Here is a 24488-nt window from a genome sequence, read left to right as displayed (position 1 = left end):
GCCGTTTCGGATTTCACGCCGGCCCACTGTTCTGGCCCTGTGGGGGTGCGCCGGTCGCTGCGGGCATGCTAAGGAGGAGCGCTAGGGGGCGCTCTGGTGTTTACCAGCGAACCGCGGGAAAACCAGCGTGGATTTGCGTCCCGTCAGGGCGGGGCAAGCCGCCGCCTTAGAATCCGGGTTTCCCCTGCATTCCACCGAGAAGAACCGCGATGAGCCTGCACAACGTCACCCCCGGCGCCAAGGCGCCCGAGCAATTCAACGTCGTCATCGAGATTCCGATGAATGCCGACCCGATCAAGTACGAGGTCGACAAGGAGACCGGCGCGCTGTTCGTGGACCGCTTCATGACGACGGCCATGCACTACCCCTGCAACTATGGCTACATCCCGCAGACGCTTTCGGACGACGGCGACCCGGTCGATGTGCTGGTGATCACGCCCTACGCCCTGACGCCAGGCGTGGTGGTGACTTGCCGTGCAATCGGCGTGCTGCAGATGGACGACGAGGCGGGCGGCGATGCCAAGCTGCTGGCCGTGCCCACCAGCAAGATCCTGCCCATGTACGACCACTGGCAGAAGCCCGAGGACGTGAACAAGATGCGCCTCAACGCGATCCAGCATTTCTTCGAGCACTACAAGGACCTGGAGCCGGGCAAGTGGGTCAAGGTCAAGGGCTGGGAAGGCCCTGAGGCCGCCAAGGCCGAAATCGTGTCCGGCATCGCCAACTACGCGAAGTCGCAGCAGAAGTAATCAGGCAGGCCGATTGGCCAACTGGCCATCCGCGAAGAGGGCACCCATGGGTGCCCTTTTTGCTTCAGAGCCTGAAGGGCTGGTGCTGCTCCAACTCGCTGACGTAGCCCTGCATGGCCTGACCCTCCCGGGCCAGAAAGTCCGCCACGGCTTCGCTGAAGTCCGGATGCGCCAGCCAATGCGAGGACTGTGTAGCCACGGGCAGCAAGCCTCGGGCCATCTTGTGTTCCCCCTGCGCTCCACCTTCGAAGCGGCTGTAGCCGTTCGCAATGCACCAGGCGAGCGGCTGGTAGTAGCAAGCCTCGAAGTGCAGGCAGGGGATGTCTGCGACGGCGCCCCAGTAGCGGCCGAAGGCCGCGCGACGCTCCGGGTCGAGTGCGATTAGCGAGGCGGCGACAGGCTCGCCATCGTGGCGGGCGATGAACAGCAGCCAGTAGCCGGCCATGCTGTCGGCCATATGCGCAAAGAAGTCGCGGCTAAGGTAGGGCGTGCTGTGATGGGCCCGGTACGTCAGCTGGTAGCAGCGGTAGAAGAAATCCCAGTCCTCCGTCGCAATGGCCGGCCCCAGCTTCGCTTCGAAGCTGACGCCTGCTTCTCTGACCTTGCGCTGCTCCTGCAGGATTTTCTTTCGCTTGTCCCGTTGCAGCGAAGCCAGGAAGCTTGCGAAGTCCGACCAAGGCTCAGTGCCCGACGGCTGGGTCCAGTGGAACTGCACGCCATGCCGTTCCAGCCATTGCCGTTCGCCAGCCGCCGCGTGGTCGTCCGAAGTACCGAAGAGCAGGTGAATTGACGACAGCTGCTGCTGCTCGGCCATAGCTTGAAGTGCGAGAACGAGGAGGCTTCGCGAGGCGGCATCACGCGCCAGCAAGCGACTGCCTGGCACCGGAGTGAAAGGCACGGCCACCAGCAACTTGGGGTAGTAGGCCAGGCCGTGGCGCTGGTACGCATCGGCCCAGGCCCAGTCGAACACATATTCTCCGTAGCTGTGCGACTTGAGCCAGGCTGGACAGGCGGCGATCAGTTCGTCGCCCGACGTGATGGCAATGAACTGCGGTTGCCAACCAGTGTCTGCACAGGCGCTGCCGGAGCTGACCAAGGACGACAGGTACTCAAGACGCATGAAGGGCGTCGGCTGGCTCTGTGTTTCCAGCAGAGCATTCCAGGCTTCTATGGGGATCTCGGCCGGGTCGGTGAGAACCCGGATGACATAATTCCCAGCCTCAGTTTTGGTGCCGCTATCCATGTCCCTGAAAGTCGCGCTGGCTCAAATCAATGTCACGGTCGGTGACCTCGCGGGCAATGCCGGCAAGATCGTGGAATGGGCCCGGCGTGCCCATGCCGAGGGTGTGCACCTGGTGCTGACGCCGGAGCTCAGCCTGTGCGGTTACCCGCCCGAAGACCTGCTCCTGCGTCCGGCCTTCATGCAGGCCTGCGACGATGCGCTTGCCGGCATCGCCCGGGCGCTGGCGGATTGCGAAGGTCTGCATGTGGTGGTCGGTCATCCGTATCAGCGCGAGGGCGATCTTAGGTCGCGAAGCCTGAGTGTGCCTCGGCGCTTCAACGCAGCGTCGGTCTTGTCCAAGGGGCAGGTCTTGCGCACCTACTGCAAGCGCGAGCTGCCGAATTACCAGGTCTTCGACGAGCGCCGCTATTTCGTCTCCGGCCGCGATGCGGGTGAAGCGCCTGTGGTGTTCGAAGTCGACGGTCGGCGCTTCGGCCTGCTGATCTGCGAAGACGCCTGGTTCGACGAACCGGCCCGTGCAGCCAAGGCCGCGGGCGCCGAGCTACTGTGCGTGATGAACGCATCGCCCTTCCACATGGGCAAGGTCGAGGAGCGCGAGCAGCGGATGGCGGAGCGGGCCCGCGACGTCGGTCTGCCGCTGCTGTATTCGCACTTGGTCGGCGGCCAGGATGAGGTGGTGTTCGATGGTGCCTCGTTTGCGCTCGATGCCGAAGGGCAAATCGCCGCGCGGGCTCCGATGTTCCAGGAAGCGCTGACGACGGTCGATCTGGATGCGTTTGGTCGGCCGCGTGGTGCGGTGACGCCGCTGCCGGAGCCGGAGGCCCAGGTCTGGGGCGCGTTGGTGATGGGTGTGCGCGACTACGTGGGCAAGAACGGCTTCCCTGGCGCCATCATCGGCTTGTCCGGCGGCATCGATTCGGCCCTGGTGCTGGCCATTGCCGTTGACGCGCTGGGCGCCGACAAGGTTCGGACCGTGATGATGCCTTCGCCATACACGGCCGACATCTCCTGGATCGATGCGCGTGACATGGCCGAGCGCCTGGGCGTGCGCTACGACGAGAAGTCCATCGTGCCGATGTTCGAGGCCTTCAACGCAGGCCTGGCCAGCGAGTTTGAGGGGCTGGCGCTCGACGCTACGGAGGAGAACATCCAGGCGCGCATCCGCGGCACCCTGCTGATGGCCTTGTCGAACAAGTTCGGCTCCATCGTCCTGACCACGGGCAACAAGAGCGAGATGGCAACCGGCTACTGCACGCTCTACGGCGACATGGCTGGCGGCTTTGCAGTCATCAAGGATGTGGCCAAGACGCTGGTGTTCCGGCTGGCGCGATGGAAGAACGAGCAGCCCAGCCGGCGCGCCGACGGCACCGTGGGGCCGGTGATTCCGGAGCGCATCATCACCCGCCCGCCGTCTGCCGAGCTGCGGCCGGACCAGAAGGACCAGGACAGCCTGCCGGCTTACGAGGTGCTGGACGCCATCCTGGCCATGTATATGGAAGAGGACCGTTCCATCGCCGAAATCGTCGCCGCCGGCTATTCGCAAGCCGATGTCGAACGTGTGACGCGGCTGATCAAGCTCAACGAGTACAAGCGGCGTCAGGCACCGGTGGGAATCCGCATCACCCACCGGGCGTTCGGCCGCGATTGGCGCTATCCGATCACCTCGAAGTTCCGTGCTTAAATCGGAGCCAATCGCAATTCGCTGGAGCTCGCCGCCATGAAACAGATCACCGCCATCATCAAGCCGTTCAAGCTCGACGAAGTGCGCGAGGCGCTGGCCGAAGTCGGGGCTTCGGGGCTGACGGTCACCGAGGTCAAGGGCTTCGGCCGCCAGAAGGGACATACCGAGCTGTATCGCGGGGCTGAATACGTGGTCGACTTCCTGCCCAAGGTGAAGGTCGAGGTGGTCGTCAAGGACGACGAGGTCGACCGCTGCATCGATGCCATCCTGAAGGCCGCCAAGACCGGCAAGATCGGCGACGGCAAGATCTTCGTCACCCCGGTGGAGCAGGTGGTGCGCATCCGCACCGGCGAGACCGACGAAGCAGCCGTCTGAGTCGTCTGATCAGCCGGCGATGCGCTGCCACAGCGCCGTGCCCCAGATGCCGGCACAGAGCATCAGTGCGATGAACACGGCGGCGCTGCCAATGTCTTTGGCGCGCTTGGACAGTTCATGGCGGTCGAACGAGATCCGGTCGATGGCCGCTTCGACTGCCGAATTCAGCAACTCGACGATCAGCAGCAGGGCGAGTGAGCCCAGCAGCAGAGCGACCTCCACCCAGTTGCGTCCCAGCCAGAAAGCGACGGGCGTTGCCACCACGCACAGCCAGGTTTCCTGCCTGAAAGCGCTTTCACCTGTGTAGGCTGCCTTCAATCCTTCCATTGAATAGCCGGCCGCATGAATGATGCGATCCAGGCCGGCGCGGCCCTTGTGGGGGTTGGTCTTGCTCATCGCTTGGCGGGCAATTGCGTCACCAGGCGTGTGCCGCAGAGCGTGTCGTGCAGGAATTGACGCTCGGGCTGCAGGTAGCTGATCAAGGCATACGCGAAGACGCCGGCCGCCATGCTGCCGAAGATGGCACCCAGCCCGTGCAAACCGAACATGTAGACGCTCACCAAGGCCGGCATGAACCACAACCAGGACAGCAGGTAGCGAACCGCAGCACGGGCCTGGCTCAGCGGCAAGCCCTCACGGGTCAGCACCCTGACATGCCAGGCTTTCATGGCCACCGTTTGGCCGCCATGCGACCAGAACCAGATGAAGTAGACGCCCAGCACTACGAACAGGAAGGCTTGTAACCCGTGCTGGCCCTGCATCGCATTGCGTTGCTGGGTCAGGGTTGAATACAGGTAACCGGACACAAAGACGACGCCGAAGAGCAACACCCCTTCGTAGACGAAACAAGCCATGCGTCGGGCCAGGCCCGGCAAGTCTGGATTCGGTCCGCTCATTGGACGGGTGCCGAGGCGGGCCGGGGCAGCAGGGTCTTGGGGTCAACCAGGCTGGGGTCGGCAATCAGCTTGGGCATGCCGGGCATCTGGTGGCTGGGGCGGGCCGGAGCCTGGGTGATCAATACCGTCGTTGCCCCGGGCTTGGCCTGCAAGACAGACGGGGCGACGGGGCGCGCCACAGGCGCCGTCGATGCAGCAGGCACCAGATTGGACTTGGTTCCCGCACCAGGGCTGGGCACCTTGACCGAGGCGGCGCTGGCTTTCTCTGCAGCCTTGGCTGCCAGTTCCTGCCGTTTCTCGGCCGGCAATGACTGGTAGGCCTCCCATTTGGCCTGCCGGTCATCGACCTTGATTTGTTGCGCACCTTGGTAGCCCACACGGGCACGTTGTCGCTCGGCCGGGCTGGTATTGGCCCATTCGCTCATACGTTCCTGAACCCGTTGCTGTTCCGCGGCGGGCAGGGTGTTGTAGCGTCCGGCAAGTTCCAGCCACTTGCCCTGACTCTGGGCGTCCAGACTGTCCCAATCCTTCTCCAGCGGAGCGAGGATGCGTTGATGGGCTCCACTGAGACCGCGCCAGCGTGCACCGGATGTCGCAACGGCGCTCGCCGCCGGCTTTGTTGCCACAGCGCTGCTGGCGGCAGCCTCGCTCGACTGAGCCTGCGACGCAACAGCGCCCAGGCCTAACAACAGGACGGTGAGGGGGGCAAAAGAAAACCGGGTTGCCAGCGGAGGCCGACGGGTCATAGGCGGGGGCTCGTCACTCTTGTTTTTGTGGCTGCTGCTGTTGTTGCAGCTGCGGCCGCGATTGCTGCTGCTCGTCTTCCTGCAGATATTCCTTGAAGCCGGGGTCGCTATAGGCGGCCGGTGGCAGCTTGTCGGAGAGCAACGCAGTATCCACCTCGGCGGCAGCCGTGATCTGCTCGTACCACTGGCTTTGCTGGATCAGCAGCAGGCCGGCGATCAGGAGCAGCAGCGGCAAGAGTGAGGCCAGCTTCAGCCAGCGCGGAGAACGTCCATTGCCGGCAAGCGCCATGGCACCGCCGCCAACTGCGACGGCTTTGACGGCCGACGCGGCGGCCAAGGCCCGCTCCCGGCGCGCCTTTGTCAGTGCTTGCTCACGGGCAAAGCGCAGCCGCTCGGTGATGTCCACCGGCAGTGCAGTCATTTGCTGGTCAAGACTGGCGGTCACGCGCGAAGCGAAGCGCGACACCAGTTCATCCGTGTCATGGGTCGTTTGGCGTGACTCGTTCATAGCGTGATCCCCTTTGCCTTCAGCGATTTCGCGAGTGCGTGTACCGCACGGGAGCAGTGGGTTTTCACACTGCCTTCCGAGCAACCCATAACGGAAGCTGTCTCCGCGACATCCAATTCCTCCCAGTAACGGAGCAGGAAGGCTTCGCGTTGACGCGCCGGCAATTCGGCGACTTCCGCCTCAATCACTTGCAAGATTTGGGCCTTGGATACTTCGTCAGCCGCGCTGAGGGCACCCATGGCCCCATCGCTGGTTTCCAGTGATTCAAGCAGATTGAAATCGTCGTCGGGATCCCCTGACTCGAAATCGGACATGTTGGTCATGACCGCTCTGCGCACTTTTTGGCGCCGGAACCAGTCCATGGTCGCGTTGGACAGGATGCGCTGGAACAGCAGCGGCAGTTCCTCGGCCGGTCGGTCGAAGTACTTTTCGGCCAGCTTGATCATCGCGTCCTGCACGATGTCCAGTGCCGCATCCTCGTCGCGGACCAGATAGACCGTGCGCTTGAAGGCACGGCGGTCAACGCCGCGCAGGAAGTCGTTCAGTTCTTTATCGGTGGCCAAGGGACTCGACGGGACTGTAGCGATCGCAAAGGGTGGCGATTATTGCATCGCGAAGGCTGGCCCTAGGGAATTCCTGGGGGCTCCGCGGATTCTGTGCATAATGCTGCTTCGCACAATGAGTTCTGGGTCTCAAGCTGGCCGCCCAACCGGGGCGCCTCGTTTTTGACCGCGCAGGCTCCGAATCCGCCTCACAAGGGCGCGAGAAGGGGCACCGATGGTTTTTCGTTAGAGAAATTCACAGAGGTTCGACATGGACATGTCTGCCGCGGACGTCAAGCGTGCATCGGCTATGGAAAGCCGTGCACAACCGCAAACCAATCCCCCCTCCTCGGAGCCGAACGGCTCTGAAATCCTCGTTCGCTGCCTGCAGGCCGAAGGTGTCAAGTACCTTTGGGGCTATCCCGGCGGCGCCGTGCTGTACATCTACGACGCGCTCTACAAGCAGGATTCCATCCAGCATGTTTTGGTGCGCCATGAGCAGGCGGCTATCCATGCGGCAGACGGCTATGCCCGCGCCACTGGAGACGTAGGCGTCGCCTTGGTGACCTCGGGTCCTGGCGTCACGAATGCCGTAACCGGCATCGCGACCGCCTACATGGACTCGATCCCCATGGTGATCATCACGGGCCAGGTGCCGACGCCCGCCATCGGCCTGGACGCCTTCCAGGAATGCGACACCGTCGGCATCACCCGACCCATCGTCAAGCACAACTTCCTGGTCAAGGATGTGCGTGACCTGGCGGTGACGATCAAGAAGGCCTTCCACATTGCACGGACCGGCCGTCCCGGCCCGGTGGTGGTGGACATCCCCAAGGATGTGTCGCTGAACAAGGCGCACTTCAATTACCCCAGCCATGTGGAGATGCGCTCCTACAACCCGGTGCGCAAGGGCCATTCCGGCCAGATCCGCAAGGCGGTGCAACTGCTGATGCAGGCCAAGCGACCCTATATCTATACCGGCGGTGGTGTGGTGCTGGGCGAGGCCTCCAAAGAACTGCGCGAGTTGGTCGACCTGCTGGGCTATCCCTGCACCAACACGCTGATGGGCCTGGGTTCGATGCCGGCCAGCGACCCGCGTTTCCTGGGCATGCTGGGCATGCACGGCACCTACGAAGCCAATATGACCATGCAGCACTGCGATGTACTGCTGGCCGTGGGCGCGCGCTTCGATGACCGCGTGATCGGCAACCCCAAGCACTTCGGTTCGGTCGAGCGCAAGATCATCCACGTGGACATCGACCCCTCGTCGATCTCCAAGCGGGTGCGCGTCGACATCCCCATCGTCGGCGACGTCAAGGACGTGCTGCAGGAGCTGATCCACCAGATCCGCGAGGCGCAGGCCCGGCCCGATGCTGCCGCGATCAACGCCTGGTGGAGCCAGATCAACGAATGGCGCCGCCGCGACTGCCTGGCCTACAAGTCGTCCAGCGAGGTGATCAAGCCACAGATGGTGGTCGAGACCCTGTGGAACCTGACCAAGGACGACGACACCTACATCACCTCCGACGTCGGTCAGCACCAGATGTGGGCCGCGCAGTTCTACAAGTTCGACGAACCGCGCCGTTGGATCAACTCTGGTGGCCTGGGCACGATGGGCGTGGGCCTGCCCTACGCCATGGGTATCAAGCTGGCCAAGCCGCAGGCCGACGTGTTCTGCATCACCGGCGAGGGCTCGATCCAGATGTGCATCCAGGAGCTGTCGACCTGCAAGCAGTACAACACGCCGGTCAAGGTCGTGTCGCTGAACAACCGCTACCTGGGCATGGTGCGGCAGTGGCAGGAGCTGGACTACGGCAAGCGCTACTCGCACAGCTATATGGAAGCGCTGCCGGACTTCGTCAAGCTGGCCGAGGCCTATGGCCATGTGGGCCTGCTGGTCGAGAAGCCCGGCGATGTCGAGGGCGCGCTGCGCGAAGCGAAGCGCCTGAAGGACCGCACGGTCTTCCTGGACATCCGCACCGATCCGACCGAGAACGTCTGGCCCATGGTCCAGGCGGGCAAGGGCATCTCGGAAATGCTGCTGGGCTCCGAAGACCTGTGAGGCGCTGAAGCTGCCGAGCAAGCCGGGCGTTACCGCGCCCGGCCTGACCCGGTGGCAGACGTGCCGCTCAGCGGACCAACCCAGCAATCCCCTCCATCGAAGAGCGTGGCCAAGAGCCGTCGGTTACCGCCGCCGGTTTGAAGAGCGCGAAGGACGAAGATTCACATGAGACACATCATTGCTTTGCTCATCGAGAACGAGCCGGGTGCGCTGTCGCGCGTCGTGGCCTTGTTCTCTGCACGGGGCTACAACATCGAAAGCCTGACCGTGGCGCCGACCGAGGACCCCTCACTGTCGCGCATGACCATAGTCACCACAGGCTCCGACGAGGTGATCGAGCAGATCACCAAGCACCTGAACCGCCTGATCGAAGTCGTGAAGGTCGTCGACCTGACCGAAGGCCACTACACCGAGCGCGAGCTCATGCTGATCAAGGTGCGCGCCGTCGGCAAGGAGCGTGAGGAGATGAAGCGCACCGCCGACATCTTCCGCGGCCGCATCATCGACGTGACCGAAAAGACCTACACGATCGAGCTGACCGGAGACGCCGGCAAGCTCGATGCCTTCATAGACGCCATCGACCGCACGGCCATCCTTGAGACCGTGCGCACCGGCGCCAGCGGCATCGGCCGCGGCGAGCGCATCTTGCGCGTCTGATTCCCAATTTCCACCCCGAACACCGACCTGATTTTTCCCTGGAGACCGACATGAACGTTTACTACGACAAGGACGCCGATCTGAGCCTCATCAAGGGCAAGAACGTCACCATCATCGGCTATGGCTCACAAGGCCACGCCCATGCGCAAAACCTGCACGACAGCGGCGTCAAGGTCACCGTCGGTCTGCGCCGTGGCGGCGCTTCCTGGGCCAAGGCCGAGAACGCCGGCCTCAAGGTCGCCGAGATCGCCGAGGCCGTGAAGGCCGCTGACGTGGTCATGATCCTGCTGCCCGACGAGCAGATCGCCGGTGTCTACAAGAGCGAGGTCGAGCCCAATATCAAGCAGGGCGCTTCGCTGGCCTTCGCCCACGGCTTCAACGTCCACTACGGCCAGGTCACGCCCCGTGCCGACCTGGACGTCTGGATGGTCGCCCCCAAGGCCCCTGGCCACACGGTGCGCGGCACCTACACGCAAGGTGGCGGCGTGCCCCACCTGATCGCCGTCTATGCCGACAAGACCGGCAAGGCGCGTGACCTGGCCCTGTCCTACGCTTCCGCCAACGGCGGCGGCAAGGCCGGCATCATCGAAACCAACTTCCGCGAAGAAACCGAAACCGACCTGTTCGGCGAGCAGGCCGTGCTGTGCGGTGGCGCCGTCGAACTGATCAAGGCAGGTTTCGAGACGCTGACCGAGGCCGGCTATGCGCCCGAAATGGCCTACTTCGAGTGCCTGCACGAGCTGAAGCTGATCGTCGACCTGATCTATGAAGGCGGTATCGCCAACATGAACTACTCGATCTCGAACAATGCCGAATACGGCGAGTACGTGACCGGCCCCAAGGTCGTGACCTCGGCCACCAAGGACGCGATGCGCCAGTGCCTGAAGGACATCCAGACCGGCGAGTACGCCAAGAGCTTCATCCTGGAGAACAAGGCCGGTGCCCCGACCCTGCTGTCGCGCCGCCGTCTGACGGCCGAGCACCCGATCGAGCAAGTCGGCGAGAAGCTGCGCGCGATGATGCCCTGGATCAAGAAGAACCGCCTGGTCGACCAGAGCAAGAACTAAGCGGATCTTGCGCAAGGAAAGCCGCGGCCCCGCCGCGGCTTTTTCATTGGGACCGCTGTTGTATCCTCCCGCCCCATGACCGATCCCAAAGCCAATGCCCGTCCCGAGCTGGACGACGACGACGTGGAGACGCCCGAGCCGGTGCGACCCCGTCGCAAGGGCATCTATATTCTTCCCAACCTGTTCACGCTGGCCGCCCTGTTCGGTGGCTTCTATGCGGTCGTGATGGCCATGAACGGCCGCTTCGAGCAGTCGGCCTACGGCATCTTCTGCGCCATGGTGCTGGACAGCCTGGACGGCCGCGTGGCCAGGATGACCAATACCCAGAGCACCTTCGGCGAGCAGATGGATTCGCTGTCCGACATGGTGTCCTTCGGTGCGGCTCCTGCGCTCATCATGTATGTCTGGGCGCTGCAGGGTCTGGGCAAGCTGGGTTGGATCGCTTCCTTCGTCTATTGCGCCGCCGCGGCCCTGCGCCTGGCCCGCTTCAACACCAACATCGGTGTCGTGGACAAGCGCTTCTTCCAGGGCGTGCCCAGCCCGGCGGCCGCAGCCCTGGTCATCGGCCTGGTCTGGGTGATGGACGATCTCGGCTACACCGCCGTCCACACGCAGCCCCATCTGGCCTGGGTGGCTTTCGGCTTCACGCTGTATGCCGGCCTGACCATGGTCACCAACGTGCCGTTCTACAGCTTCAAGGACATCAGCTTCAAGCGCACCGTGCCCTTCATCGTGATCGTCGCGATTGCCCTGGGCATCGCCGTGATCAACATCCACCCGCCCATCGTGCTGTTCAGCGTGTTCTGCCTGTACGGCCTGTCGGGCTATGTGGTCTATGTCTACAAGCGCATGAAGGGCAAGCCGGTGAGCGTGATCGCCACCTCGACCGACGAGCCCGACGAACGCGGCCTCCACTGATCGCGAAGCCTTTCCAGGCAAGCCATGCTAAATTTCGCCGCCATGAACTTCGCTTGCACGCTGCTGCTATCGCTAGAGGACCTACGGGTTCGCTAGGCAAGCACGTCCACGCGTCTTAGTCCTCAACGGCCCGTATGCAACCAGCAGCGGGCCGTTTGCTTTTGTTCGAGTCTGCTGGTTGCTCCCGAGAACCCCCTTGGAAGCACCATGCTGAAGCAACCGAACCAGAAGTACCGAGCCTTCCCCCGGGTCGCCTTGCCCGCCCGGCGCTGGCCCGACGCCCAGCTGAGCCGCGCACCGATCTGGCTGAGCACCGACCTGCGTGATGGCAACCAGGCCCTGATCGAGCCCATGGACCTGCAGCGCAAGCTGCGCATGTTCGAGCTGCTGGTCAAGGTGGGCTTCAAGGAGATCGAGGTCGGTTTCCCCTCGGCCTCGCAGACCGAGTTCGACTTCCTGCGGATGCTGATCGACGAAGACCGCATCCCCGAGGACGTGACCATCCAGGTGCTGACCCAGGCCCGCTCGCATCTGATCGAGCGGACCTTCGAAGCGTTGGTCGGTGCCAAGCGCGTGATCGTGCACCTCTACAACGCGGTGGCACCGGTGATGCGCCAGGTGGTGCTCGGCATGGACGAGGACGGCATCGTTGATCTCGCCACCGAGCATGCCCGCCTGATCGTCGAATGCGCGGCCCGCCAGAGCGGGACGGACTGGCGCTTCGAGTATTCGCCGGAGATGTTCTCTGGCACCGAGCTGGGCTTCAGCAAACGCGTGGTCGATGCGGTGACAGCCGTCTGGCAGCCGACGCCTGAGCGCAAGTGCATCATCAACCTGCCTTCGACGGTCGAGCATTCCACGCCCAATATCTTTGCCGACATGATCGAGTGGATGCACAGGCATCTGGAGCGGCGCGAGTCCATCGTGCTCTCGGTTCATCCGCACAACGACCGCGGCACCGGCACGGCCGCTGGCGAACTGGCCCTGATGGCGGGTGCCGACCGCATCGAAGGTTGCCTGTTCGGCAATGGCGAACGCACCGGCAATGTGGACCTGGTGAACATCGCGCTGAACCTCTACACCCAGGGCGTCGACCCTGAGCTGGATTTCTCGGACATCGACGAGGTGCGTCGCTGCGTCGAGCATTGCACGCAGATTTCGGTCCATCCGCGCCACCCGTATGTGGGTGACCTGGTCTACACCTCGTTCTCCGGCTCGCACCAGGATGCGATCAAGAAGGCCTTCGCGGCGCGCAAGGAAGGTGAGATCTGGAACATGCCTTACCTGCCGGTCGATCCCAAGGACCTGGGGCGCAGCTATGACGCGGTGATCCGGGTCAACAGCCAGTCGGGCAAGGGCGGCATTTCCTACCTGCTGGAGAACGAGTATGGCCTTGAGCTGCCGCGCCGCCTGCAGATCGAGTTCAGCCAGGTGGTGCAGGCCGTGATGGATGACAGCGGCAAGGAGCTGTCGGCGGCCGACATCTGGAATGTTTTCGAGCGCGAATACGCCATCGCCGACCGGGCCCGGGTCGAGGTGGTGAATCCGAGCATTACGGAGCAGGGGCGCGATGCCGTGCACCTTCGAGCTGAGGTCGTGGTGTCGGGCCACCGCGTGAGCGTCGAAGGCGAGGGCACGGGCCCCATCGACGCCTTCGTCGCCGGCCTGGTCAAGGCTACCAGCGTGCCGGTGCGGGTGCTGGACTACCACGAGCACTCGATGGGCAGCGGCGCCGATGCCCGCGCCGTTGCCTACCTGGAGCTGCGCATAGGCGAGGGCGAGGCGGCGCAGACGCGCTTCGGCGTTGGCATGGACGGCAACATCGTTCGCGCCTCGCTGAAGGCCATCGCCTCGGGCCTGAGCCGTGCGCAGCACGTCTCCATCGTCGGCGGCCGCCCTGCGACCGTCGCCTAAGATCCATCGCCTCAACGGGAGTCCTGCCATGGCCGACAAGCTGATCATCTTCGACACCACCCTGCGCGACGGCGAACAGTCGCCCGGCGCTTCGATGACGAAGGACGAGAAGCTGCGCATCGCCCGTCAGCTGGAACGCCTGCGCGTCGATGTGATCGAGGCCGGCTTTGCGGCCTCCAGCAACGGCGACTTCGAGGCGGTCAAGGCGATTGCCGACGTGATACGTGAGAGCACGGTCTGCTCGCTGGCGCGCGCCAACGATCGGGACATCTCGCGTGCAGCCGAGGCCTTGAAGGGCGCGGTCCGCTCGCGCATCCACACCTTCATCGCCACCAGCGAACTCCACATGGAGAAGAAGCTGCGCATGACCCGCGAGCAGGTGCTGGAGCAGGCGAAGCTGGCCGTGCGCTTTGCCCGCAATCTGTGCGGCGACGTGGAGTTCTCGCCCGAAGACGGCTACCGCTCGGATCCGGACTTCCTGGCTCGCGTCGTCGAGGCGGTGATCGCCGAGGGCGCGACCACGATCAACATCCCCGACACCGTGGGCTATGCCATCCCCGAGCTGTACGGCAACTTCATTCGCACGCTGCGCGAGCGGGTGCCCAACGCGGACAAGGCCGTCTGGTCGGTCCATTGCCACAACGATCTGGGCATGGCGGTGGCCAATTCGCTGGCTGGTGTGCAGATCGGTGGCGCGCGCCAGGTCGAGTGCACGATCAACGGCCTGGGCGAGCGCGCCGGCAATTGCTCGCTGGAAGAGGTGGTGATGGCGGTCAAGACCCGCCGCGACTATTTCGGCCTGGACGTGGGCATTGACACCTCGCAGATCGTGTCGGCTTCGCGAATGGTTTCGCAGACCACCGGCTTCGTGGTCCAGCCCAACAAGGCGGTGGTCGGCGCCAATGCCTTTGCTCATGCCTCGGGCATCCACCAGGACGGCGTGCTGAAGGCGCGCGACACCTACGAGATCATGCGGGCCGAGGACGTGGGCTGGAGCGCCAACAAGATCGTGCTGGGCAAGCTGTCCGGCCGCAACGCGTTCAAGCAGCGCCTGCAGGAACTGGGCATCGCCCTGGAGTCCGAGGCCGAGATCAATGCGGCCTTCCTGCGTTTCAAGGACCTGGCCGACCGCAAGAACGAGATCTTCGACGAGGACATCCTGGCCCTGGTGATGGACGAGTCTGTTACAGCTGAGCAGGAGCATTACCGGCTGCTGGCCCTGTCGCAGCGATCGGAAATGGGCGAGCGGCCGCATGCCAGCATCGTGTTCGCCGCCGGTGCCGTCGAGCATCGGATGGAGAGCGACGGCAACGGTCCGGTGGACGCCACGCTGCGCGCAATCGAGCTTGCCGTGCAAAGTGGCGCAGAAATGATCCTGTACTCAGTGAACGCAATCACCAGCGGCAGCACAGAATCGCAGGGCGAGGTCACGGTTCGTCTGCAGCATGCGGGCCGGGTCGTCAACGGTGTCGGGGCCGACCCCGATATCGTGGTCGCATCGGCCAAGGCATATTTGAGCGCCTTGAACAAGCTGCAAAGCAAGACCGAGCGCGTCGCAGCGCAAGGTTGAACTTGAACAGTAGCGGTTAAGTTTTTGATCTTGCAGGAGTTTTGCCGATCAAATAGACTGCCGCCCTGGTCTCATGGGGATGCGTTTGAAGTCGATTGCCACCTTTGTCTCGTCGGCCGTACTGTGCGGTAGCCTGATGGCAAGCGGCCTGCTCCTGAGCGGGCAAGCCGAGGCCGCCACCGCCAGCAAGACCAACCAGCAAAGCGTGCGCAAGGCCAAGCCGGCCGCCAAGGCTCCGCGCAAGGCCGCCATCGTCGCCGCCCCCACGTTCGGCCAGCTCTATGGCCTGCACTCGGTGGACGACCCGCTGGACCTGAAGTCCAGCGTGGCCCTGGTCCTGGACCAGGACACCAACGAGGTGCTGTTTTCCAAGAATCCCGAGGCGGTGCTGCCCATCGCCTCTATCACCAAGCTGATGACCGCCCTGGTCGTCGTCGAGGCGGGCCTGCCGCTGGACGAGAAGCTGACCATTTCCGACGCTGACAAGGACACCGAGAAGGGCACTGGCTCGCGCCTGGCCGTTGGCACTTCGCTGCCGCGCGGCGAGTTGCTGCACCTGGCCCTGATGGCCTCCGAGAACCGTGCCGCCCATGCGCTGGGCCGCCACTATCCCGGTGGCGAGGAGGCCTTCGTCGCGGCCATGAATGCCAAGGCCAAGTCCCTGGGCATGGACGACACCCACTATGTCGAGCCGACCGGCCTGTCCAGCCGCAACCAGTCCAGCGCCAAGGACCTGGCGGCCCTGGTCAAGGTGGCGCATGAGGTGCCGCTGCTGCGTGAGTACTCAACCTCCAAGAATTACAGCGTGACGGTCGGCCGTCGCCAGCTGGCTTTCCAGAGCACCAATGGCCTGGTCCGCAGCCGCGACTGGGACATCGGCCTGCAAAAGACCGGCTTCATCAACGAGGCCGGCAAATGCCTGGTGATGCAGGCTCAGCTCGCGGGTCGCAAGCTGATCATGGTCTTCCTCGATTCGACCGGCAAATACGCCCGTATCGGCGATGCCGAGCGCATCCGCAAGTGGCTGACCACCAACAACCCCGGCGGACTCACCGCGCTGGGCAGCAAGGCCGAATAAGCCTTCAGCTGGCAGCGGCGCTCAGCCGCGGTAGCCCAGGGCCGACGAGATCTGCGCGGCCGTTTCCTTGAGCCGCGTGCTCCAGCCTTCTTCCAGCCGGTCAGCCGGTGCCGAGATCGACAAGCCGGCCACCAGCTTGGCCTGGTCGTCGTAGATGCCGGCGGCCATGCAGCGCACCCCAAGTTCTAGTTCCTCGTCGTCGCGGGCCACGCCGCGCTGACGCACCAGCGCCATCTCGCGTTCCAGTGCGCCGATCTCGGTCAGGCTGTTCTTGGTGTGACCGGCCAGGCCGGTGCGCGTGGCATAGGACCGTACGCGCTGCGGGTCGTCGCTGGCCAGGAAGAGCTTGCCGACCGAGGTCAGGTGCAGCGGCGCCCGGCCGCCCACGGCGCGGACCACCTGCATGCCCGAACGCTCGGAATAGGTGCGCTCGATGTACACGATCTCGTCGCCCTGGCGCACCGAGAGATTGACCGGCTGATGGGTGAACTTGTGCAGCTCACGCATGGGGCCCAGGGCAGCGTCGCGCACGTCGAGCCGGGCCTTGACCAGGTTGCCCAGCTCCAGCAGCCGCATGCCTAGGCGGTAGCTGCCAGCCTCGGGCCGATCGACGTAGCGGCCTATGGCCAGGTCGTTCAGGATGCGGTGAGCGGTGGAGGGGTGCAGGCCGGTCGACTCGCTGATCAGCTTCAGCGACACCGGATCCTGGTGGCTGGCCAGCACGTCCAACAAGGCGAAGGTGCGTTCCAGCACCTGGATGGCGGGCGTGGCGAGCTCTTTGTTTTTCATGCGGCGATTGTGTGCGATTTCCCCATCGTTTTGCATGGCGAAACGGCAGCTGTCGCGGCGGCGAGACCGGAGCGCACGGCGCCCTCCAGCGTTGCGGGATATGGACCCGCCACATAGTCGCCGGCCGCCCAAAGGCCGGGCGCGATGGCTGCGGCGGGGCGCAGCAGACCTGGCGTGCAGGCGAAGGTCGCTCGCTTTTCGGCCAGCGTGCGGACGCGTTCGATGGCGCCATTCCAGCCGAAGCAGGTCTTGGCCTGCGTCTCGACAGCCTGGGTGGTGGCATCCAGTCCGGCTTCGACCCAGGGTCGCGCGCCGCTGATGACGAAGGCGAACAGACCCGGCTGGCCGCTCAGTTGGCCATGGTCGAAGGCGAACTGGGCCGGCGCCGACGGCGACTCGTGCAGGGCGATCATGGGCGCCGGCAGGCTTTGGCCTTCACATCGCAGGTAGACGGTGACGATGGGCTCGTAGCGCAGGGCCAGGGCCTGCTCGGCCCAAGCCGGTGCTACCGCGGCAGCCAGCCGTGCGGCCTCCATGGGCGGGCAGGCCAGCAGAACGGCATCGAAACGCTCGCCATCGACACGCCAGCTACCGTCGCTCATGGTTTCCAAAGCCTGAACCCGGCTGCCCAGCTTGAGCGTCGCGTCGTGCGCGTTCAGCCAGGCGGCTGCCGGCTCAGGCAGCAGGTCGCCTAGCGGCTTGCGGGGCAACAGCAGATCAGCCGAGCCCGGTCCGCTGAACAGCGCGTCCCGGAGTACCCGCAGAAACACCTGGCCGCTGGCCTGGTCGGCCGGCGTGTTCAACGCGGCGACGCAGAGCGGCTCGACCAGGTCCTTCAACACCGGGCGAGGCAGGCCGGCACAAAGGTCGGCCACGCTGAGTTCCGGCTCGCATTGAAAGCCCTTGGCCAGCCAGATCGTGCTTTGAGCGAGCAAGCGCCAGCGAGCCGACCAGGGCCAGTTGCCATAGCTGAGAACGCCGCGCAGGAATGAGAGCAAGGGCTGCCCGCCCGGCAGGCGCAGGCCTTCATGGTCTGGATAGCGCAGGCGTAGCGGCGTTCTCAGCAGCAACTTGTCCGGGTCGGCACCGACATGCCGCATCAGGCTCAGCGTGTCGCAATACGCGCCGATCAAGATGTGCTGGCCGTTGTCGAGGCCAGGATCCCGTTCGCTGACGCTGCGGGCACGGCCGCCCAACTGCGCAGCCATCTCGAACAGGGCGACCTGTGCACCCAATTCACAGGCCCGGACTGCAGCCGCCAGCCCCGCCCAGCCGCCGCCGATGACTGCGACTCGCGGCCGCACAGCCGCCATCAGCGGCCGCGCCAGTTGGTGAGCATCGCTATCCACAGCTTGCGCAGCGGCGTCAGCGAAATGCGCTGGTGCAGCACCTGGAATTGCTCGGCCTCGATCTCGCGCAGCAGGGCGCGGTAGATGTTGGCCATCATCAGGCCCGGCTTCTGCGGCTGGCGATCGGCCTCGGGCAGCAGGGCGAAGGCCTCGTCGTAGAGCGCATGGGCCCGCTGGGCCTGGAACTGCATAAGCGCCGTGAAGCGCTCGCTGTAGCCCCAGGGCTTGTCGCGCTTGAGGATCTCGTGGGCCTTCACGTCGAACTGCTGCAGCTCGCTGACCGGCAAATAGATGCGGCCTCGCCGCGCGTCGTCGCCGACGTCGCGAATGATGTTGGTCAGCTGCATGGCCTGTCCCAGCTTGTGGGCATAGGCCGTCGTCTGCTCGTGCTGCTGGCCGAAGATGCGGGCCGCCACCTCGCCGACCACGCCGGCCACCAGATGGCAGTAGCGCTGAAGGCCGGGGTAGTCCAGATAGCGCGTCTGCTCCAGATCCATCTGGCAGCCGTCGATCACCGCCATCAGGTGTTCCAATCGGATGCTGTAGGCCTCGCAGTGCGGCATCAGCGCCTTCATCACCGGATGCTGGGGTTGGCCGGCGAAGGCGCTGGCGGCTTCCTTGCGCCACCAGGCAAGCTTGGTGGCGGCCACGCCGGTGTCCTGGATCTCGTCGACCACGTCGTCCACCTCGCGGCAGAAGGCGTAGAAGGCCGTGATCGCGGCGCGGCGCGGCGGTGGCAGGAACAGGAAGGCGTAGTAGAAGCTGGAGCCGCTCTTGGCCGCCTTGTCCTGCACGTACTGCTCGGGGGTCAAGAGCGTGCCTCCAGGGCCAGGTCTTGCCTGGCGCGCATGAACAGCGCGCGCCACATCATGGGCAGGGTGTCTAGGGCATTGAGGGCAGGGCGCTGCCGCAGCGTGGCGAAATCCATGGCGGCGATTTTCTCAAGAATCCTCAGCCCGCCCTGCACGACCAGGCGCAACTCCCAGCCGGCCCGTCCCGGAATCTGATGAACCAGTGGCGCGCCGGACTCCATCAGCTCGCCGGCCCAGGCGCAAAGATCGGCCAAGCTGGCTTTCGTTGCGCTGCTGTCTTGCCCCGCTAGCCAGGTCTCGCTGTCGATGCCGTGCCGGGCCAAGTCGCTGGCCGGCGCATAGCAGCGGCCGTTGGGGATGTCGCGGCTCGGGTCCTGCCAGAAGTTGATCAGCTGCAGGCTGGTGCAGATGGCGTCGGAGCGACGCAAGGCTTCTGGATCTGTGACGCCGTAGAGATGCAGGAGCAGGCGGCCCACGGGATTGGCCGAGCGGCGGCAGTAGTCGAGCAGCTCGGGTCGGTCGGCATAGCGCTGCTTGTGCAAGTCTTGCAGGAAGGCGTCCAGCAGATCGTCGAGCAGTTGCAGCGGAAGTCCATGCTGCGAGAACTGGGGCGAGAGCCTGTCGAAGACTGGGGCCCAGCGATGCGACCAGCGGGCGCCGCGCGCCATGGCATGCAGGTCGGCACGGTAGGCCTGAAGGTCCTGCGCTCTTTGGGCCGGCGTGTCTTCGCCTTCGTCGGCCAAGTCGTCGGCGGTGCGTGCGAAACCGTAGATGGCGACGACAGCCGGCCGCAGACGCGGCGGGCACAGCCAGGAAGCGACAGGAAAATTCTCGTAGTGCTCTATGCTCACGAGCGGCATTGTGGGTGCATTTGTCGAGGCCCCGCGGTGGCCTTGTCCCTCGCCGGCGGTTTGACAGTCCGGAGGGGGCTGAATACATTACTGACCGATTAGTCAGTTACTGCAGTACGGGCTTGCCGCGGGTCTTTGCCAGGCCCGGCGTCGGCCGGGTCTGCCATTCACGAGGTACTCATGCCCAAAGTTCGAACTGCCCTGGTCCTCCTTGCCCTGGCGGCGCTTGCTGCCTGCAGCAAGCAGGCGGCCGCCCCGGAGCCCGAGCGGGCAGTGCGGACCTTGAAGCTGGACAGTGCCAGCGCCGGCATGGTGTTGGAGTTCGCTGCCGAGGTGAAGGCGCGGACCGAATCTAGACTGTCGTTCCGCGTAGGCGGCAAGCTGCTTAGCCGCAAAGTCAACCTCGGCGACATGGTCAAGTCGGGCCAGGTGCTGGCGCAACTGGATTCGCAGGACCTGGTGCTGGCGCAGGAAGCCGCCAAGGCAGCCATGCTGGCCGCGCGAACCAATCGCGACCAACTCGGCGCCGAACTGAAACGCTTCATGGAACTGCGCGAGCAGGGCTTCATCAGCGCGGCTGAACTGGAGCGGCGCGATGCCGCGTTCAAGGCAGCCCAGGCTCAGCTGGAACAGGCGCGCGCCCAGGCCAGCGTCCAGGGCAACCAGGCGACCTATGCACAGTTGCTCGCTGACCATGCTGGCGTGGTCACCGGCGTCGATGCCGAGCCGGGCATGGTGGTCGGGGCTGGCACGCCCATCGTGCGTGTGGCCGAGGACGGCCCGCGCGACGTGGTGTTCGCCGTGCCCGAAGACAAGGTCAGCCTGCTGCGCGCCGCGGCCAGCCAGTCAGGAGCTCTGAAGATCCGGCCCTGGGGGCAGGGCCAGGCCGTGCAGCCGCTGACGCTGCGCGAGGTGTCGGCGGCGGCCGATCCCGTGACCCGCACCTTCCTCTTCAAGGCCGATGCCGGCCGGGGTGAATTGAAGCTAGGCCAGACGGCCACGGTGCTGCTGGAACTCCCTCGCACCAACAACGTCATCAAGCTGCCGCTCAGCGCTGTGCTCGAACTGCAGGGCAAGAGCAGCGTGTGGGTGCTCGATGGCCCGTCGATGACGGTCAAGTCGCAAGCGGTCCAGGTGGGTGGCGTTGATGGCAATGAGGTCGTGATTGCCGCCGGCCTGACGCCTGGCCAGGAAGTGGTGGTGGCCGGCGTCCATGTGCTGACCCCGGGTCAGAAGGTGCGTCGCTACGAGACGCCGGGCAAGCCGGCGGCCGTTCAGCCCGCGGCCTCGCGCTGATCCGGGAGCCCGCGCATGAACAGCACGCCGAGCCGCTCGCAGGTGAGCTCCAGCTTCAACGTTTCCCGCTGGGCGCTTGAGCATCCGGCCCTGACGCGCTACCTGATGGTGGTGCTGATGGTGATGGGCTTCGCCGCCTATTTCCAGCTGGGCCAGGACGAGGATCCGCCCTTCACCTTCCGCGCCATGGTGGTCCAGGCCTACTGGCCCGGCGCGACCGCCCAGCAGGTGGCCGAGCAGGTGACCGACAAGATCGAGCGCACGCTGCAGGAGGTGCCTTACTCCGACAAGATTCGCTCGTACACCAAGCCGGGAGAATCGCTGACCATCTTCCAGCTGCGCGACAACACGCCGCCCAAGGAAGTGCCCGAGGTCTGGTACCAGGTCCGCAAGAAGATCGGCGACATGCGGCCGACTTTGCCGCAAGGCGTGCTTGGCCCGGGCTTCAATGACGAGTTCGGCGATGTCTATGGTTCGATCTTTGCCTTGACCACCGAAGGCTTTTCCCTCGAGGAACTGCGTCAGCATGCGGAGCGGGTGCGCAGCGAGCTGCTGAAGGTCACCGACGTGGCCAAGGTCGAGATGTTCGGCGTGCAGCCCGAGAAGTTGTTCGTCGAGATCTCGCACAAGCGCCTGGCCGAGCTGGGCCTGGACCTGAATCAGGTCGTCGGTCAACTGAATGCGCAGAACGCGGTCGAAGGCGCCGGCGTGCTCAACGCCGGCAGCAGCAATCTGCAGGTGCGCGTGGCCGGCCAGCTGAACTCGGTCGATGCGCTGAAGGAATTCCCGATCCGCGGCTTCAACCCGGCCACGGGCGCCGCCACCTCGATCAAGCTGGGCGACATAGGCACGGTACAGCGCGCCTATTCGGACCCGCCGGCGGTCAAGGTGCGGCACCAGGGCAAGGAAGTGATCGCCCTGGGTGTGTCCATGGGCAAGGGTGGCGACATCATCGCCCTGGGCAAGAACCTGCAGAAGGTGGCCAAGCAGATCCGCTCGGGCCTGCCTGCCGGCATCGAGCTGCAGCAGGTGCAAGACCAGCCGCAGGCCGTGGCGCGCTCGGTCAACGAGTTCGTCCAGGTGCTGATTGAGGCGGTGGTGGTGGTGCTGGCTGTCAGCTTCATCTCGCTGGGCCTGCATACCCGGCCGCTGCGAATCGACATCTGGCCCGGCCTGGTCGTGGCAATCACCATCCCCCTGGTGCTGGCGATCACCTTCGTCACCATGTTCTATTGGGGCGTGGGCCTGCACAAGATCTCGCTGGGCTCGCTGATCATCGCGCTGGGCCTGCTGGTGGACGATGCCATCATTGCGGTGGAGATGATGGTGCGCAAGCTCGAAGAGGGCTACGACAAGATGCATGCGGCCACGTTCGCCTACGACGTGACTGCCATGCCGATGCTGACCGGCACCTTGATCACGGCGGTCGGCTTCCTGCCCATCGGCCTCGCCAAATCAATGACCGGCGAATACACCTTTGCCATCTTTGCTGTCACGGCCGCGGCGCTGATGATCTCGTGGGTGGTGTCGGTCTATTTCGTGCCCTATCTGGGCGCGCTGCTGCTCAAGGTCAGGCCGCATGGCGCCGAGGAGCCGCATGAGCTGTTCGACACGCCGTTCTACAGCCGCTTCCGCCGCATGGTGAACTGGTGCGTCGAGCATCGCTGGAAGACCATTGGCATGACCGTGCTGCTGTTCGCGCTCGGCCTGGTCGGCATGGGCAAGGTGCAACAGCAGTTCTTCCCGGACTCCAGCCGGCCCGAGATCATGGTCGACCTCTGGCTGCCCGAGGGCGCCACCATCCAGCAGAGCGAGGCTGTCGCCAAGCGATTCGAGGCGCGGATGATGAGCGAGGCCGGTGTTTCCTCGGTCACCATGTGGGTGGGCAGCGGCGTGCCGCGCTTCTATCTGCCGCTGGACCAGGTGTTCCCGCAGTCCAACGTCACTCAGGCCATCGTGCTGCCCAAGAGCCTGGCAGAGCGCGAGACGCTGCGCCAGCGCCTCCCGGCCCTGCTGGCCAGCGAGTTCCCGGACGTGCGCGGCCGCGTGAAGCTGCTGCCCAACGGTCCGCCGGTACCGTATCCGGTGCAGTTCCGCGTCGTCGGCCAGGACGTCAAGACGGTGCGGGCCTGGGCCGATCAGGCCAAGGCCATCCTGCGCTTGAATCCTCACATGCGCGGTGTTAACGACAACTGGAATGAGTCGGTCAAGGCGCTGAAGCTGGACGTGGACCAGGACAAGGCACGCGCGCTCGGCGTCACCAGCCAGAGCCTGGCCCAGGCTTCGCGTACCTTGCTGTCGGGTTCCATAGTCGGCCAGTACCGCGAGGGTGATCGCCTGATCGACATCGTGCTGCGCCAGCCGGCCGACGAGCGCAATGCGATCTCGGACATCGCCAATGCCTATGTCCCCACGGCCAGCGGCCGCGCAATTCCGCTGACGCAGATCGCCAAGGTCGGATTCGACTGGGAGCCGGGCGTGCTGTGGCGCGAGGGCCGCAACTACGCGGTGACGGTGCAGGGCGACGTGGTCGAGGGCATGCAGGGCGCCACGGTCACGGCCGAGATCTGGCCGGAGCTGCAAAAGCTGCAGGCCAAGATGCCGCTGGGCTATCACATCGACGTGGCCGGCGCGGTGGAGGAAAGCAGCAAGGGGCAGGGCTCGATCGCGGCCGGCGTGCCGATGATGCTGTTCATCACCTTCACGCTCTTGATGCTGCAACTGCAGAGCTTCTCGCGCGCCATGCTGGTGTTCCTGACCGGTCCGCTTGGCATTGCTGGCGTGGCCGGGGCGCTGCTGCTGTTGAACCGTCCGTTCGGCTTCGTTGCGCTGCTGGGGGTGATCGCGCTGATGGGCATGATCCAGCGCAACTCGGTGATCCTGATCGACCAGATCGAGCAGGACCGCGAGCGGGGCGTGCCGGCCTGGGATGCCATCGTCGAATCGGCGGTGCGCCGCTTCCGGCCCATCGTGCTGACGGCCGCCGCTGCGGTGCTGGCCATGGTGCCGCTGTCGCGCTCGGTGTTCTGGGGGCCGATGGCCGTGGCCATCATGGGCGGACTGATCGTCGCTACGGTGCTGACGCTGCTTGCCTTGCCGGCCATGTACGCGGCCTGGTTCCGGGTGCGTCGACCGGTCTGAAAAATGGCCAAGCCCACCCGATTCTCGGGGGGCTGATTTTTCGCGTTTCGAAGCGGCTACAATCGCCGGTTTGCCGAATCGCCACAGGTGTGTCGCCGCAGTTTTTTCAGCGGCGGCAGGCCTGGAACAAACGCCGCGCGGGTGGCGAAATTGGTAGACGCACCAGGTTTAGGTCCTGACGCCTTCACCGGCGTGCCGGTTCGAGTCCGGCCCCGCGCACCAGCTAACTTTGTATTGAGTCCAA

At 64.8% G+C, this 24488-nt stretch carries 22 protein-coding genes and 1 tRNA gene; 13 read left to right on the top strand and 10 right to left on the bottom strand.

The window, feature by feature from the left end:
• The first annotated feature begins 209 nt into the window (after positions 1 to 209).
• Positions 210 to 749, top strand: a complete 540-nt coding sequence (gene ppa, locus QT382_RS15340; protein ID WP_289254966.1) for an inorganic diphosphatase — start codon at positions 210 to 212, stop codon at positions 747 to 749.
• Positions 750 to 813: 64 nt separating this feature from the next.
• Here the strand turns inward: ppa and QT382_RS15335 are convergent, their stop codons facing one another.
• A complete protein-coding gene (locus tag QT382_RS15335) occupies positions 814 to 1992 on the bottom strand; it encodes a GNAT family N-acetyltransferase (protein WP_289254965.1) in 1179 nt (392 codons plus the stop codon).
• Here QT382_RS15335 and QT382_RS15330 point away from each other — a divergent pair.
• Positions 1991 to 3673, top strand: a complete 1683-nt coding sequence (locus QT382_RS15330; protein ID WP_289254964.1) for an NAD+ synthase — start codon at positions 1991 to 1993, stop codon at positions 3671 to 3673. The genes QT382_RS15335 and QT382_RS15330 overlap by 2 nt on opposite strands.
• 36 nt (positions 3674 to 3709) lie before the next feature.
• A complete protein-coding gene (locus tag QT382_RS15325; protein WP_233369985.1) occupies positions 3710 to 4048 on the top strand; it encodes a P-II family nitrogen regulator in 339 nt (112 codons plus the stop codon).
• Positions 4049 to 4057: 9 nt separating this feature from the next.
• On the opposite strand, the gene QT382_RS15320 is transcribed toward QT382_RS15325, so the two are convergent.
• From QT382_RS15320 to QT382_RS15300, 5 genes are read right to left on the bottom strand one after another with little or no spacing between them, the layout of a single operon-like run.
• Entirely contained in the window at positions 4058 to 4444 is a 387-nt protein-coding gene (locus QT382_RS15320; protein WP_289254963.1) for a diacylglycerol kinase, read from the bottom strand.
• Positions 4441 to 4923 (bottom strand): RDD family protein, encoded by a 483-nt coding sequence (locus QT382_RS15315; protein ID WP_289254962.1) that lies wholly within the window; start codon positions 4921 to 4923, stop codon positions 4441 to 4443. Before QT382_RS15315 ends, QT382_RS15320 begins: the two co-directional genes overlap by 4 nt.
• Before the next feature lie 17 nt (positions 4924 to 4940).
• Positions 4941 to 5690 (bottom strand): DUF3106 domain-containing protein, encoded by a 750-nt coding sequence (locus QT382_RS15310; protein WP_289254961.1) that lies wholly within the window; start codon positions 5688 to 5690, stop codon positions 4941 to 4943.
• A 13-nt stretch (positions 5691 to 5703) separates the two neighbouring features.
• A complete protein-coding gene (locus QT382_RS15305; protein ID WP_289254960.1) occupies positions 5704 to 6198 on the bottom strand; it encodes a DUF3619 family protein in 495 nt (164 codons plus the stop codon).
• A complete protein-coding gene (locus QT382_RS15300; RefSeq protein ID WP_289254959.1) occupies positions 6195 to 6761 on the bottom strand; it encodes an RNA polymerase sigma factor in 567 nt (188 codons plus the stop codon). Before QT382_RS15300 ends, QT382_RS15305 begins: the two co-directional genes overlap by 4 nt.
• A 250-nt stretch (positions 6762 to 7011) precedes the next feature.
• Between QT382_RS15300 and QT382_RS15295 the strand changes: the two genes are divergently transcribed.
• The 7 genes from QT382_RS15295 to pbpG all read left to right on the top strand — a co-directional run bounded on the left by QT382_RS15295 (position 7012) and on the right by pbpG (position 16006).
• Entirely contained in the window at positions 7012 to 8802 is a 1791-nt protein-coding gene (locus QT382_RS15295) for an acetolactate synthase 3 catalytic subunit (protein ID WP_289254958.1), read from the top strand.
• Between the two features lie 165 nt (positions 8803 to 8967).
• Entirely contained in the window at positions 8968 to 9459 is a 492-nt protein-coding gene (gene ilvN / locus QT382_RS15290) for an acetolactate synthase small subunit (RefSeq protein ID WP_289254957.1), read from the top strand.
• A 50-nt stretch (positions 9460 to 9509) separates the two neighbouring features.
• Positions 9510 to 10526 (top strand): ketol-acid reductoisomerase, encoded by a 1017-nt coding sequence (gene ilvC / locus QT382_RS15285; RefSeq protein ID WP_289254956.1) that lies wholly within the window; start codon positions 9510 to 9512, stop codon positions 10524 to 10526.
• Positions 10527 to 10601: 75 nt separating this feature from the next.
• Positions 10602 to 11444, top strand: coding sequence for a CDP-diacylglycerol--serine O-phosphatidyltransferase (gene pssA, locus QT382_RS15280; protein WP_289254955.1), 843 nt, complete (start codon positions 10602 to 10604; stop codon positions 11442 to 11444).
• A gap of 207 nt (positions 11445 to 11651) precedes the next feature.
• Positions 11652 to 13358 carry a 2-isopropylmalate synthase gene (gene leuA, locus QT382_RS15275; RefSeq protein ID WP_289254954.1) on the top strand — a complete coding sequence of 569 codons (1707 nt, stop codon included), beginning with the start codon at positions 11652 to 11654 and terminating at the stop codon, positions 13356 to 13358.
• A 28-nt stretch (positions 13359 to 13386) separates the two neighbouring features.
• Positions 13387 to 14928, top strand: coding sequence for a 2-isopropylmalate synthase (locus QT382_RS15270; RefSeq protein WP_289254953.1), 1542 nt, complete (start codon positions 13387 to 13389; stop codon positions 14926 to 14928).
• A gap of 79 nt (positions 14929 to 15007) precedes the next feature.
• On the top strand, positions 15008 to 16006 hold the full coding sequence (pbpG, locus tag QT382_RS15265) for a D-alanyl-D-alanine endopeptidase (protein ID WP_289254952.1): 999 nt from the start codon (positions 15008 to 15010) through the stop codon (positions 16004 to 16006).
• Positions 16007 to 16027: 21 nt separating this feature from the next.
• Here the strand turns inward: pbpG and QT382_RS15260 are convergent, their stop codons facing one another.
• Genes QT382_RS15260 through hpnC form a run of 4 tightly spaced genes read right to left on the bottom strand, consistent with a single transcriptional unit; the run spans position 16028 to position 19816 of the window.
• Positions 16028 to 16795 carry an IclR family transcriptional regulator gene (locus QT382_RS15260; protein ID WP_289254951.1) on the bottom strand — a complete coding sequence of 256 codons (768 nt, stop codon included), beginning with the start codon at positions 16793 to 16795 and terminating at the stop codon, positions 16028 to 16030.
• Positions 16792 to 18144: a hydroxysqualene dehydroxylase HpnE gene (hpnE, locus tag QT382_RS15255; protein WP_353957278.1), complete on the bottom strand. Its 1353-nt coding sequence runs from the start codon at positions 18142 to 18144 to the stop codon at positions 16792 to 16794. The genes QT382_RS15260 and hpnE overlap by 4 nt, the downstream gene beginning before the upstream one ends.
• The gene (gene hpnD / locus QT382_RS15250) at positions 18108 to 18956 is read right to left on the bottom strand and encodes a presqualene diphosphate synthase HpnD (RefSeq protein WP_289254950.1); all 849 of its coding nucleotides are present in this window, start codon (positions 18954 to 18956) and stop codon (positions 18108 to 18110) included. Before hpnD ends, hpnE begins: the two co-directional genes overlap by 37 nt.
• Positions 18953 to 19816 (bottom strand): squalene synthase HpnC, encoded by an 864-nt coding sequence (gene hpnC / locus QT382_RS15245; protein ID WP_289254949.1) that lies wholly within the window; start codon positions 19814 to 19816, stop codon positions 18953 to 18955. The genes hpnD and hpnC overlap by 4 nt, the downstream gene beginning before the upstream one ends.
• A gap of 171 nt (positions 19817 to 19987) precedes the next feature.
• Between hpnC and QT382_RS15240 the strand changes: the two genes are divergently transcribed.
• The 3 genes from QT382_RS15240 (at position 19988) to QT382_RS15230 (ending at position 24466) form a co-directional block, all read left to right on the top strand.
• Positions 19988 to 21103: an efflux RND transporter periplasmic adaptor subunit gene (locus QT382_RS15240; RefSeq protein ID WP_289254948.1), complete on the top strand. Its 1116-nt coding sequence runs from the start codon at positions 19988 to 19990 to the stop codon at positions 21101 to 21103.
• A 15-nt stretch (positions 21104 to 21118) separates the two neighbouring features.
• The gene (locus QT382_RS15235) at positions 21119 to 24244 is read left to right on the top strand and encodes an efflux RND transporter permease subunit (RefSeq protein WP_289254947.1); all 3126 of its coding nucleotides are present in this window, start codon (positions 21119 to 21121) and stop codon (positions 24242 to 24244) included.
• Positions 24245 to 24379: 135 nt separating this feature from the next.
• Positions 24380 to 24466: transfer RNA gene (locus QT382_RS15230), tRNA-Leu, on the top strand.
• Positions 24467 to 24488 lie beyond the last annotated feature (22 nt).

This window comes from Pelomonas sp. SE-A7 (assembly GCF_030345705.1).
Classification (GTDB): Bacteria; Pseudomonadota; Gammaproteobacteria; order Burkholderiales; family Burkholderiaceae_C; genus JAUASW01.
This window is presented reverse-complemented; position numbering and strand designations above follow the sequence as displayed.

Coding starts and splice junctions, on each gene's coding strand:
- QT382_RS15295 (WP_289254958.1), top strand. CDS start 7,012: ATGGACATGTCTGCCGCGGACGTCAAGCGTGCATCGGCTATGGAAAGC.
- QT382_RS15310 (WP_289254961.1), bottom strand. CDS start 5,690: ATGACCCGTCGGCCTCCGCTGGCAACCCGGTTTTCTTTTGCCCCCCTC.
- pssA (WP_289254955.1), top strand. CDS start 10,602: ATGACCGATCCCAAAGCCAATGCCCGTCCCGAGCTGGACGACGACGAC.
- QT382_RS15320 (WP_289254963.1), bottom strand. CDS start 4,444: ATGAGCAAGACCAACCCCCACAAGGGCCGCGCCGGCCTGGATCGCATC.
- leuA (WP_289254954.1), top strand. CDS start 11,652: ATGCTGAAGCAACCGAACCAGAAGTACCGAGCCTTCCCCCGGGTCGCC.
- QT382_RS15270 (WP_289254953.1), top strand. CDS start 13,387: ATGGCCGACAAGCTGATCATCTTCGACACCACCCTGCGCGACGGCGAA.
- ppa (WP_289254966.1), top strand. CDS start 210: ATGAGCCTGCACAACGTCACCCCCGGCGCCAAGGCGCCCGAGCAATTC.
- ilvN (WP_289254957.1), top strand. CDS start 8,968: ATGAGACACATCATTGCTTTGCTCATCGAGAACGAGCCGGGTGCGCTG.
- pbpG (WP_289254952.1), top strand. CDS start 15,008: ATGCGTTTGAAGTCGATTGCCACCTTTGTCTCGTCGGCCGTACTGTGC.
- QT382_RS15325 (WP_233369985.1), top strand. CDS start 3,710: ATGAAACAGATCACCGCCATCATCAAGCCGTTCAAGCTCGACGAAGTG.
- QT382_RS15305 (WP_289254960.1), bottom strand. CDS start 6,198: ATGAACGAGTCACGCCAAACGACCCATGACACGGATGAACTGGTGTCG.
- hpnC (WP_289254949.1), bottom strand. CDS start 19,816: ATGCCGCTCGTGAGCATAGAGCACTACGAGAATTTTCCTGTCGCTTCC.
- QT382_RS15330 (WP_289254964.1), top strand. CDS start 1,991: ATGTCCCTGAAAGTCGCGCTGGCTCAAATCAATGTCACGGTCGGTGAC.
- QT382_RS15240 (WP_289254948.1), top strand. CDS start 19,988: ATGCCCAAAGTTCGAACTGCCCTGGTCCTCCTTGCCCTGGCGGCGCTT.
- QT382_RS15335 (WP_289254965.1), bottom strand. CDS start 1,992: ATGGATAGCGGCACCAAAACTGAGGCTGGGAATTATGTCATCCGGGTT.
- ilvC (WP_289254956.1), top strand. CDS start 9,510: ATGAACGTTTACTACGACAAGGACGCCGATCTGAGCCTCATCAAGGGC.
- QT382_RS15235 (WP_289254947.1), top strand. CDS start 21,119: ATGAACAGCACGCCGAGCCGCTCGCAGGTGAGCTCCAGCTTCAACGTT.
- QT382_RS15260 (WP_289254951.1), bottom strand. CDS start 16,795: ATGAAAAACAAAGAGCTCGCCACGCCCGCCATCCAGGTGCTGGAACGC.